This window comes from Streptomyces sp. NPDC048419, assembly GCF_043200415.1.
Lineage (GTDB): Bacteria > Actinomycetota > Actinomycetes > Streptomycetales > Streptomycetaceae > Streptomyces.
Genome location: NZ_JBICXT010000010.1, coordinates 1 through 11,755 on the forward strand (window position 1 = coordinate 1; position 11,755 = coordinate 11,755).

7 protein-coding genes and 1 pseudogene are annotated in these 11,755 nt (G+C 71.9%); all 8 read right to left on the minus strand.

Annotated elements, in window-relative coordinates; all coding sequences use genetic code 11:
• Positions 1 to 110: 110 nt before the first annotated feature.
• The gene (gene gcvH / locus ACGFYN_RS21370; protein ID WP_393867416.1) at positions 111 to 548 is read right to left on the minus strand and encodes a glycine cleavage system protein GcvH; all 438 of its coding nucleotides are present in this window, start codon (positions 546 to 548) and stop codon (positions 111 to 113) included.
• Positions 545 to 1,726: an NAD(P)/FAD-dependent oxidoreductase gene (locus ACGFYN_RS21375; protein WP_393867417.1), complete on the minus strand. Its 1,182-nt coding sequence runs from the start codon at positions 1,724 to 1,726 to the stop codon at positions 545 to 547. The genes gcvH and ACGFYN_RS21375 overlap by 4 nt, the downstream gene beginning before the upstream one ends.
• Before the next feature lie 198 nt (positions 1,727 to 1,924).
• Positions 1,925 to 4,725, minus strand: a pseudogene (locus ACGFYN_RS21380) (SpoIIE family protein phosphatase).
• Between the two features lie 79 nt (positions 4,726 to 4,804).
• A complete protein-coding gene (locus ACGFYN_RS21385; RefSeq protein WP_393867418.1) occupies positions 4,805 to 5,938 on the minus strand; it encodes an aromatic ring-hydroxylating dioxygenase subunit alpha in 1,134 nt (377 codons plus the stop codon).
• Complete coding sequence (solA, locus tag ACGFYN_RS21390; RefSeq protein WP_393867419.1) at positions 5,938 to 7,107, minus strand: N-methyl-L-tryptophan oxidase; 1,170 nt, start codon at positions 7,105 to 7,107, stop codon at positions 5,938 to 5,940. Before solA ends, ACGFYN_RS21385 begins: the two co-directional genes overlap by 1 nt.
• Before the next feature lie 91 nt (positions 7,108 to 7,198).
• Entirely contained in the window at positions 7,199 to 9,646 is a 2,448-nt protein-coding gene (locus tag ACGFYN_RS21395; protein ID WP_393867420.1) for an FAD-dependent oxidoreductase, read from the minus strand.
• Between the two features lie 35 nt (positions 9,647 to 9,681).
• Positions 9,682 to 10,314: an MBL fold metallo-hydrolase gene (locus ACGFYN_RS21400; RefSeq protein ID WP_393867421.1), complete on the minus strand. Its 633-nt coding sequence runs from the start codon at positions 10,312 to 10,314 to the stop codon at positions 9,682 to 9,684.
• The gene (locus ACGFYN_RS21405; protein WP_393867422.1) at positions 10,311 to 11,396 is read right to left on the minus strand and encodes an S-(hydroxymethyl)mycothiol dehydrogenase; all 1,086 of its coding nucleotides are present in this window, start codon (positions 11,394 to 11,396) and stop codon (positions 10,311 to 10,313) included. The genes ACGFYN_RS21400 and ACGFYN_RS21405 overlap by 4 nt, the downstream gene beginning before the upstream one ends.
• Positions 11,397 to 11,755 lie beyond the last annotated feature (359 nt).

The following is an 11,755-nucleotide window of genomic DNA, read 5'->3' on the forward strand; positions in this document are numbered from 1 at the left end:
GAAGTTCTCGGAGGCGATCATCTCCAGGGTCGACTGCTGGCGCACCAGCTCGGCGTCGACCGCCGCGGCGATCTCCGGGTCCAGCTCATGCAGGGGCTGGTTGAAGAGGGTCATCGACAGTCTCCTTGGGTGTGGGCGCAGTGGGCGGCGTACGCGTCGGCGGACAGGGCGCCGGCGATGTTCTCGACGCGCAGCCTGAACAGCCAACCGACGGTGTAGGGGCCGTCGTTGACGACGCCGGGGGCGTCGGCCAGCGCGGGGTTGACCTCCAGGACGCGACCGGAGGCGGGGGCGTACAGGCCGCTGACGGCGGTCCGTGACGTGATCTCGCCGCAGCTCTCGCCGGCCTCGACCCAGGCACCGGCCTCGGGCAGCCGTAGGTGGACGACGTCCCCGAGGGCCTCGGCCGCGAAGGCGGTGATGCCGACGGTGGCATCGCCCTCGTCCACCGCGAGCCACTCGTGGTCCCAGGTGTAACGCAGGTGCCGCGGGATGCTCGGGCCGCTCTCCCGCCGCGGGCGCGCGCAGAGTTGGGAGGCGGGGATCACGAGACGACGGCCGTGGCGGCGGGGGTCAGGGTGCGCCGGAGGCGGTTGAACACCTTCGGCTGGTTCAGGGAGAGCACGGCGACGGGGCTGCTCTCGCGCAGGTAGACGGCGGTGAAGGTGCGGCTGTCGAGGTTGCCCTCGACGAGCTCGGGCCGGTCGCCGGGCGCGACGTGTCCGGCGACCTGGATGCGCACCTGGTACTGGTCGGACCAGAAGTACGGCGCGGTGACCCGGCCGGGCGCGGACTCGCCGGTGAGCAGTGTGCGGGCGGCGGTCTTGGCCTGCTCGGTGGCGCTGGTCCAGTGCTCGATGCGGGCGTCCCGTCCGGTGAAGGGGTTGGGGCAGCGGGCGACGTCGCCGACCGCGACCACGCCGGGGACGGTGCTCGCGCCGCCGGCGTCGCAGACCACGCCGTCGTCCACCTGCACGCCGGAGCCGGCGAGCCAGTCGGTGGCGGGCCGTACGCCCACCCCGACCACGACGATGTCCGCGGGCAGCAGCCGCCCGTCCGCGAGGCGTACGCCGGTGACCCGGTCCTCGCCGACGAGTTCGGCCACGCCGGTCCCGCACAGCAGGCGCACCCCGTGATCGCTGTGCAGCGAGGAGCACACCAGGCCCATCTCGCGCCCCAGTTGGCGCTCCAGCGGCACGTCGACGGCCTCGACGACGGTGACGTGGAGCCCGAGCCGGTGTGCGGTGGAGGCCACCTCGGCGCCGATGAAGCCGGCGCCGATCACGACGACCCTGGGCAGCCCGTCCAGCAGTTCGGTGCGCAGGGCCCGGGCGTCGTCGAGGGTGCGCAGGGTGTGCACGCCGGCCAGTCCGTCCATGCCCGGCAGCATCCGGGGGCTCGCGCCGGTCGCGACGACGACCGCGTCCGTACACAGCTGCCGGCCGCCCGACAGGGTGAGGGAGCGGTCGGCGGGGTCGAGCCGCACGGCGCGCTCGCCCAGCAGCCAGTCCACCTGAAGGGCCTCGTACTCGTCCGCGTCGCCGAGCGCGAGGGCGTCGGCGTCGATGTCTCCCTTGAGGAAGTCCTTCGACAGCGGCGGGCGGTCGTAGGGGTCGTGGCGCTCCTCCCCCACGACGACGATCTCGCCGTCGTAGCCCTGTGCGCGCAGCGCGCGGACCGTGCTCAGGCCTGCCAGCGACGCTCCGACGACGGTGATGGTCCTCATGCGGGGGCTCCAGACGGTGTTGTCTCGCATTGATGTCTCACATAGCACAACGATGCTCGCTATACGCAACATGGTTTCGGCGCGGTCCGGGGCTTGTCAAGGGAAGGGCGGTACAAGTTTCCGATGGCGCGCGAAGTTCCGGATGGCGCAACTCGGCCGAGGCGGCGGTCTGTCCGGCGACAGGCTTGTGGCCTGCGGTTACACCGTCGGCTCGTCCCACTGGTCCAGGAGCATGTCGCCCAGGGCTTCCCCGAACTCGGCCGGTTCGGCGTCCACGGACTGCTCGCTCCAGATGACCTTGCCGCGGGCGGTGTAGCGGGTGCCCCAGCGGCGGGCGAACTGGGCCACCAGGAACAGGCCGCGGCCGCCCTCGTCGGTGGTGGCCGCCCGGCGCAGATGCGGGGAGGTGCTGCTGCCGTCGGCGACCTCGCAGATCAGGCTGTCGCCGTCGTGCAGCAGCCGCAGACGGATGGGATCGCCGCCGTAGCGGACGGCGTTGGTGACCAGTTCGCTGAGGATGAGCTCGGCGTTGAAGGCGATCTCGTCCAGACCCCAGGACTCCAACGTACGGGCGCAGGCCGCTCGGATGGGGCCGATCGCCGCCGGGTCCTTGGGCACGTCCCATTCGGCGACCCGGTCCCGGTCGAGCAGTCTGGTCTCCGCCACCAGGAGGGCGATGTCGTCCCCGGGGCGGTCGGTCAGCAGGGCGTCGAGGACGGCCTGGCAGGACTGTTCCGGGCTCTGGCCAGGGTGGGCCAGGGCGTCGCGCAGCAGGCCGAGGCCCACGTCGATGTCACGGTCGCGGCCCTCGATCAGCCCGTCGGTGTACAGGGCGAGCCGCGAGCCCTCGGACAGGTCCAGTTCGGCCGTCTCGATCGGCAGCCCGGAGCCCAGGCCGAGCGGCGGTGAGACGGGTACGTCGGGGAAGGTGACGGCGCCGTCGGGGTGGACCAGTGCGGGGCCGGGATGGCCGGCCCGGACGATGCTGCACCGGCCGGTGACCGGATCGTAGATCGCGAACAGGCAGGTGGCGCCGGTGATGGCGGCGTTCGCACCGTCGGCGCTCCCGCCCTCGGCGGCCCCGGCCTGTCCGGAGCGGTCGGCGCTCTCGCCGTTGTCCCTCCGGTCGGTCTCGGTCTCGTCGATGTGGGCGACCAACTCGTCCAGATGGCTCAGGAGTTCGTCGGGCGCCAGGTCCAGGGCGCAGAAGTTGTGCACCACGGTGCGCAGGCGGCCCATGGTGGCGGCCGCGTGCAGGCCGTGGCCGACGACGTCCCCGACGATCAGGGCGACGCGGGCGCCGGGCAGCGGGATCACGTCGAACCAGTCGCCGCCCACGCCGGCCTGCGCGGGCAGATAGCGGTAGGCCACCTCCAGCGCCGACTGCTCGGGCAGGGCCCGGGGCAGCAGGCTGCGCTGCAGCGCGACCGCCATGGTGTGCTCGCGGGTGTAGCGGCGGGCGTTGTCGATGGCGACGGCGGCGCGCGCGGCCAGTTCCTCGGCGAAGGCCAGGTCCTCCTCGGTGAAGGCGTCCTGGTCCGAGCGCCAGAAGTCGACCATGCCCAGCACCGTGCCGCGGGCCTGCAGCGGCACGGTGATCAGTGAGCGGATACCGAACTCCAGGACGCGCCGCGACCGTTCGGCATCCTGCGCCCGCCAGCCCGGCGCGCTGCTCAGATCGGGCTCCAGCACGCCGCGGCCACTTTCAAGTCCCTGCCCCTGCGGGGTCGCCGGCAGGAAGGTGATCACTTCATGCGCCGGGTAGAGCGGGTTGTCGTCGCGGATGCCGCGCACGGCTACCCGGTGCATGGCCGGCCTCGCCCCGCCGGGTTCCTCGCCCCGGCGGACCGCGTCCGGCAGCTCCACCGTGGCGTAGTCGGCGAACCGCGGAACCGCGATCTCGGCCAACTCCTCGGCGGTGCGCACCACATCGAGCGTGGTGCCGACCCGTACCCCGGCGTCGTAGAGGAGTTGCAGCCGGGCCCGCGCCATCTGGGCGCGGCCCGCCAGCGCGCGCAGCTCGGTGGTGTCGCGGAACGTCGCCACACATCCGGCCGGCTCTCCCTGCGGGGCGGTCGGCCGTACGTTGGCCGCCAGCAGCCGCTCCCCCGCCAGCAGCACCACGTCGGTGGCGGACCGGCCCGAGGTGAGCAGGGTGGTGGTGCGGGGGGCGAGGCCGAGGTCGGAGACCTGGCGGCCCACCACGTTCTCGGGCAGGTCCAGCAGGCGGCTCGCCTCGTCGTTGGCCAGCAGCAGCCGGCCCTCCCCGCTGACCACGAGCACGCCCTCGCGGACCGCGTGCAGCACTGCGTCGTGGTGCTCGTACATCCTGGTCATCTCGGCCGGCTCCAGACCGTGCGTCTGACGCCGCAGCCGCCGGCTGACCAGTGCCGCCCCGCCCGCGACGAGCACCAGCCCGACGGCGGCGGAGCCGAACAGCAGCGGCAGTTGCTCCATCACCTTGTGGTTGACGCTGCTGACCGTGATGCCCACGGACACCAGCCCGACGACCCTGCCGTCCGTGTCGAAGACCGGGACCATGGTGTCCACGGCGCGGCCCACGCCGGGGGTGTCGTAGGTGGCCTGATGCATATGGCCGGCGAGGGCGTCCGAGTAGGAACCGACGACGTGCTTGCCGATCAGGCTCGGTCGGGGTGCGTCCAGCGGATGCCGGCGGGGCTGAAGGCGATGATGTAGTTGACCCTCGACAGCTTCCGGGCCTCCTCCGCCCGGGGCTGGAGCACCGCGCTGGGATCCGCGGACTTCATCGCCGCCAGCGTCCCCGGCGCGTGGGCGAACGTCTCGGCGCCGACGAGCGAGCGCTCGCGTGCCTCCTGGAGGGTGGAGCCGCGGGCCTGCAGTACGAGTGCCGCCGCCGCGGCGACGAACAGCAGCGCGACGGCGCCCAGCTGCAGGAAGAAGACCTGTCCGGCGACGCTGTGCACGTTCAGCACGGAGGGCAGGCGCGCCGGAGACCGGGACCGCCGGGATCTGGACATGGCCATATCTACAGTATTGACGCCCGTCCACCTGCCGGAGGGGCCGTACGGCAGGTGAACGGGCGGTCGGGGGCAGGGATCAGCCGGCGGACGGTGCGTCGAGCCGGCCCTGCAGCCAGGTGTGGAACTCGCCGATGTGGTGCTCGCTCGGTACCAACACTCCGCCCTTGGCGTACGCCCGGGAGCTCATCGCCGGCTGGGTGCGCTCGCACGCGTCGAAGTCCTGCTGGTTGACCCGGTGGAACAGCTCCACGGACCGGCTGACGTCCTTGCCGCTGTCCACCACGTGCGGCAGGTAGAGCCAGTCGCACTCGACGATCGTGCGGTCGTGGGACATCGGGTACATGCGGTGGAAGATGACGTGGTCGGGTACGAGGTTGATGAAGACCTGCGGCCGGACGGTGATCGCGTAGTAGCGGCGGTCCTGGTCGTCGCCGACGCCCGGGATGCGGTCCAGGCCCTCGGAGCCGTCCACCGTGAAGCCCTGCACCTCCTCGCCGAACTCCGCGCCGTGGCCGACGTAGTACTGCGCCGCGTAGCCGTCCGCGAACTCCGGGAGTACTTCGGTGAGTTCGGGGTGGATCGTGGCGCAGTGGTAGCACTCCATGAAGTTCTCGATGATGAGCTTCCAGTTGGCCTTCACGTCGTAGGTGATACGACGGCCCAGCTGGAGGTCCTCGATGCCGTAGCGCTCGATCGACTCGACGTCCCCCAGGCGGGAGACGACGTCCCCGATGACCTCCTCCTCGAAGGAGGGCGGGTTCTCCGCCAGGCACACCCACACGTATCCGAGCCACTCCCGGACATGGAGGTTGACCAGGCCGTAGGCGGTGCGGTCGATGTCCGGCATCGAGGTCAGGTTCGGGGCGGCCACCAGCTTGCCGTCCAGGCCGTAGGTCCAGGCGTGGTACGGGCATTGGAAGGCCCGCTTGACCTCGCCGGACTCCTCGGTGCACAGCTTGGCGCCGCGGTGCCGGCAGATGTTCAGGAAGGCCTTGACCGAGCCGTCCCGGGAGCGGGAGACCAGCACGCTCTCCCGGCCCACCTGGAAGGTGCGGAACTGGCCGGGCCTGGCCAGCTCCGAGGCGCGGACCACGCAGAACCACATGGTCTCGAAGACGTGCTCCTGCTCCTGGGCGAAGACCTCGGGATCGGTGTAGTACCCCCCGGGCAGCGTGGAGATGAGGCTGGGGGGCAGGTCCATCATGGTCATCAGGTCACCTTTGCAAGAGGTCGGACCCGCACGCGGCGGGGGTCGAAAAGGGCGATGGGGTGCTCGGTGGTGCCCTCGGTGGCCAGGTCGGCGATGATCTCGCCGACGACGGGCACGAACTTGAACCCGTGGCCGGAGAAGCCGCAGGCCACGATCACCCGCGGATGCCCGGGGTGCTTGGCCAGGACGAAGTGCTCGTCCGGGGTGTTGGCGTACATGCAGGCCGCGCCCTTGAGGAAGCGGCCCGGCAGGGCGGGGATGCGCGGTCGCAGGTAGTCGGCCATGGCCGCGATCTCGTCCGGGTGGATCTCGCGGTCGAGGGTCTCGGGGTCGCCGGCCACGCCCTTGCGGAAGAAGGCGACCTTGGCGCCGCCGTCGGGGCCGTCGAGCGCGGGGAAGCCGTAGATCTGGGTGCCGTCCGGGTCCTCCCAGATGTAGACGGGGTGCCGTCCGGCGTCGAACTGACCGGTCCCGCCCTCCGGTTGGAACCAGTACATGACCTGCCGCTCCACGGTCACGCTCACGCCGAGGTCGCTCAGGAGCTTCGGCGCCCAGGCACCGGGCGCGAACACCAGCCGCTCGGCGGTGTAGCTGCCGCGGTCGGTGACCACCCAGGCCTTGCCGCCGGGGCCGTCGGCCTCCCAGCCCAGGACCATCTCCGCGAAGTGCAGCTCGGCGCCGTGCGCGCGGGCCAGGTCCAGATGGGCCGTGACGGTCGCCTCCGGCCGGGCGATGCCGGCCTTGCGCTCGTAGAAGGCGACGTCCTCGTCGGCCGGGCTGAAGGTGGGGAAGCGGCGCCGGATCTCGGCGGCGGTCAGCACCTCGTGGTCCAGGCCCCACTGCCGGGCGCTGCGCAGGGTGCCGTCGAAGGCCGCGCTGTTCTCGCGGCCGATCATGAGGCCGCCGGTCTCGGTGAAGACCTCCCGGCCCGAGTCGGCGGCGAGCTTCTCCCACAGCTCGTGGGCGCGCAGCAGGAGCGGCACGTAGGCCGGGTCCTCGAAGTAGGCCTGCCGGTAGATGCGGGAACCGCCGTGGCTGGAGCCGAGGTTGTGGGCCGGGCGGAAGCGTTCCAGGCCGAGCACGCGCTGTCCGCGGGCGGCGAGGTGACAGGCGGCCGCGCTGCCCATACCGCCCAGGCCCACGACGATCACGTCGTACGAAGTGGCCATGTCCATCTCCTGGAAGGTGTGCCGATGGGGAATGGTGCCGATGGGGAATGGTGCCGATGAGGGGTGATCGGCGTCGGCTCTGGTGGCCGGTTCAGCGCCGGATGCGGGACATCTCGGGGTCGAAGAGGGGCTCGGCCGCAGTGACGGCCGGGACCTTGGTGCCGAAGTACTCGATCTCCACCGGGGTTCCGGGGGCGGCGTGTTCGGCCGGCAGCCAGGCGTAGGCGATCGGCGCGTCGACGGTGTAGCCGTAGGCGGCGCTGGTCACGTAGCCGACCGGGCGGCCACCGGCGTGGACCGGTTCGTGGCCCATGACCACGGACTGCCGGTCCTGGATGACCAGGGCGGTGAGGCGGCGGGTGACCGTCTCGTCGCTGATGCCGTCCAGTGCGGTCTTGCCGGTGAAGTGTGCCTTGGAGCGGCGGACGGCGAAGCCGACGCCGGCCTCGTACGGGTTGTGCTCGGTGGTCATGTCGTGGCCCCAGGAGCGGTAACCCTTCTCCAGGCGAAGGCTGTTGAAGGCGCTGCGGCCGGCCGCGACGATCCCCAGTTCCTGCCCGGCCTGCCACAGGGTGTCCCACAGCTTGGCGCCGAGGTCGGCGGTGGTGTTGATCTCCCAGCCGAGTTCGCCCACGTAGCTCAGGCGCATCGCGGTGACCGGGACCTCGCCGATGCAGGCCTGCTTGGCCTTGAAGTAGCCGAAGCCCTTGTGCGAGAAGTCCGTGTCGGTGAGCGGCTGGACGAGGTCGCGGGCGAGCGGGCCCCACACGCCGAGGCAGCAGGTGCCGGCGGTGATGTCGCGGACCTGCACGGAACCGTCGCCGGGCAGGCGGCGGCGCAGCCAGTCCAGGTCGAGGTTGCCGTTGGCGCCGATCTGGAAGCGCTCGGTCTCCAGGCGGGCGACGGTCAGGTCGCTGCGGATGCCGCCGGCGGCGTCGAGCAGCAGGGTGTAGGTGATTGAACCGACCGGCTTGTCCAGCTGGTTGGAGGTCAACCGCTGCAGGAAGGCCAGCGCTTCGGGGCCGGTGACCTCCAGCCGCTTCAGCGGTGTCATGTCGTACAGGGCCACGCGCTCACGGGTGACGAGGGCCTCGGCGCGGGCGATCGGCGACCAGTAGCGCGACGCCCACGCGCCCCGGCCGGGGACGCGGGCCACCTCGGGCAGCGCGGCGTTGGCCTCGTACCAGTGCGGGCGCTCCCAGCCGCCGCCCTCCAGCAGGACCGCGCCGAGGGCCTCCTGGCGGGAATGGAACGGGCTGATCCGCAGCGGGCGCAGGGCCTCCATGGGCTGCAGCGGGTGCAGGACGTCGTAGACCTCGACGAAGTTCTGGCAGCTGCGCTCGTGCACGTACGACGGCGCGAGCTGGACGTCCTCGAAGCGGTTGACGTCGCACTCGTGGACGTCGGTGGCGGGCCGGCCGTCGACCAGCCACTCGGCCATGGCCTTGGCGACGCCGGCGGAGTGGGTGACCCACACGGCCTCCGCCAGCCAGAAGCCCTGGACCTTCGGGGACTCGCCCAGCAGCGGCAGGCCGTCGGAGGTGAAGGAGAAGATGCCGTTGAAGCCGTCCTCGACCTTGGCGTCGGCCAGGGACGGCAGCAGGGCGAGGGAGTCGGACCAGGCACCCTCGAAGTCGGCCTCGGTGAAGGTGAGCGAGGAGGGCATCACGGCGTCGCGCGGGTGCGCCACCTCGTCGAGGGAGACGGGCATGGGCCGGTGGGCGTAGGAGCCGATGCCGATGCGGTCGACGAGTTCGCGGTAGTACAGGCCGGCGTCCTGGTTGCGCAGGATCGGCAGGGACGCCTGGGTGCGCTCGTCGTTGCGGCCCTCCAGTACGGGCAGCGCCGTGGTGCGGGCGTACTGGTGGGCCAGGGGCACCAGCGGTACCGGCTGCCCGACCATGCGGCCGATCCTCGGGCCCCAGAAGCCGGCGCAGGAGACCACGATGTCCGCGGGGAAGGTGCCCTGGTCGGTGACGACGGCGCTGACCCGGTCACCGGTCGTCTCGATGCCGGTGACGGTGTGGTGGGCGAGGAAGCGGGCGCCGCGTGCGGTCGCCAGTCGGGCCTGCGCCTCGCCCGCGCGCAGCGCGTTGGCCAGTCCGTCGCCGGGGATGTGGAAGCCGCCCAGGACACGGTCGGCGTCCAGCAGGGGGTGCAGTGCGGCGGACTCCTCGGGGCTGAGCAGCCGGCTGTCCACGCCCCAGGAGCTGAGCCAGCCGTGCCGGCGCTGGATCTCCGCCAGCCGCTCGGGGCTGGTGGCCACCTCCAGGCCGCCGACCTGGTTGAAGCACCACTGGCCGTCCAGGGTCAGCGCGTTGTACTTGTCGACCGTGTACCGGGCGAACTCCGTCATCGTCTTGGACCCGTTGGTCTGGAAGACCAGGCCGGGAGCGTGCGAGGTGGAGCCGCCCGTGGCGAAGAGCGGGCCTTGTTCCAGGACGGTGACGTCGGTCCAGCCGCGCGCGGTCAGCTCGTCGCTGAGCGCGCAGCCGACGATGCCGGCACCGATGATGACCACCTTGGGCTGTGTCGCCATGGCCTTCCTCCAATTCGGTAGTGCGGGACGGGCGTTCAGTGACCCCGGGCGATCCAGTCGTCGAGGTGGGGCGCCTCCGCCCCGATCGAGGTGCTGGGGCCGTGACCGGTGTGGACGGTGGTCTCGGAGGGCAGGTTCAGCAGCCGGTCGCGGATGGAGGCGACGATGGTGGTGAAGTCGGAGTAGGAGCGGCCGGTGGCTCCGGGGCCGCCGTCGAAGAGGGTGTCGCCGGAGAACAGGGCGTCCAGGGCGGGCGCGTACAGGCAGACGGCGCCGGGCGAGTGGCCGGGGGTGTGCAGTACGTGCAGCCGGACGCCGGCCACGGTCAGCTCCTCGCCGTCGGCCAACTCCCAGTAGCCGGGCGTCCGCGGGGCGTGCGCCGCCTTCCACAGCACCTCGTCGGCCGGGTGGAGCAGAACGGGCGCGCCGGTGCGGCGGGCCAGTTCGGGGGCGGCGTCGACGTGGTCGTTGTGGGCGTGGGTGCACACGATGGCGACGAGTCGGCGCTCTCCTACGGCGGCGGCGATCGCGTCGGCGTCGTGCGCGGCGTCGACGACCAGGACCTCGTCGTCGTTGCCGATCAGCCAGACGTTGTTGTCCACCGCCCAGCTGCCGCCGTCCAGTTGGAAGGTGCCGGAGGTGACGAGGTGCTCGATCCGCGCGGTCACAGGGCCACCACCGAGCGCAGAACCTCGCCGTGGTGCATCTTGGCGAAGGCTTCCTCGACCTCGTCCAGGATGATCATCTCCGTGACGAAGCCGCCGAGGTCGAAGCGGCCCTGGAGGTAGAGGTCGATGAGGGCGGGGAAGTCGCGGGCGGGCAGGCAGTCGCCGTACCAGGAGGACTTCAGTGCGCCGCCGCGGCCGAAGACGTCCAGCAGCGGCAGGTCGAGGGTGAGTCCGGGGGTGGGCACGCCGACCAGGACGGCGGTGCCGGCCAGGTCGCGGGCGTAGAAGGCCTGTTTGAAGGTCTCGGGGCGGCCTACGGCGTCCACGACGACGTCGGCGCCGAAGCCGCCGGTGAGTTCGCGGACCGCTTCGACGGCGTCGGTACGGGAGGAGTCGACGGTGTCGGTGGCGCCGAACTGCTCGGCCCACTTCAGTTTCCGCTCGTCGACGTCGACGGCGATGATCCGGGAGGCGCCGGCCACCTTGGCGCCCGCGATGGCTGCCATGCCCACCCCGCCGCAGCCGATGACCGCGATCGAGTCGCCGCGGCCGACGCCGCCGGTGTTGACCGCGGCGCCGAAGCCCGCCGTCACGCCGCAGCCGAGCAGGCCCGCCGCGGTGGCGGGGGCGGCCGGGTCGACCTTGGTGCACTGGCCGGCGGCGACGAGGGTCTTCTCGGCGAAGGCGCCGATGCCGAGGGCCGCGGAAAGCGGGGTGCCGTCGGCGAGCGTCATGGGCTGGGTGGCGTTGTGGGTGGCGAAGCAGTTCCAGGGCGTGCCCTTGCGGCAGGCGCGGCAGGTACCGCACACCGCGCGCCAGTTGAGGACGACGAAATCGCCGGGGGCGACCTCGGTGACGCCCTGGCCGACCGCCTCGACCACACCCGCGGCCTCGTGGCCGAGCAGGTACGGGAAGTCGTCGCCGATCCCGCCCTCCCGGTAGTGCAGGTCGGTGTGGCAGACGCCGCAGGCCTGCACCTGCACCAGTGCCTCGCCCGGGCCGGGGTCCGGCACCAGGACGGTCTCCACCGAGACCGGGGCGCCCTTCTTGCGGGCGACGACGGCGCGTACCTCGTGTGTCACGGTCGGTCTCCTCGTGAGGGGACGGCCGAAGGCGCTCTTCGGCCGGAAGTTCCGGAAGATCTGGATGTTCTGGATGTTCTGGATGTTCTGGAGGGCGGGGCGGGTCGATCGCTCCCCGGGGTGAGAGGTGCTCGGCGGCTCCGAGACCGGACTCTGCGTTGCGAGCTACGCAACGAAGTTCGCTATGAGCAACGCTGAAACTGTGTTCCGTACGGCCGACCACTGTCAAGGGGGCAACGGCGGCGAATTTCGCGCGATTTCGACCCACCTGTACACGGCCGGGGGGGGGGGGGGGGGGGGGGCCGGGGGGGGGGGGCGGGGGGGGGGGGGCGGGGGGGGGGGGGCCCCCCCCCCCCGCC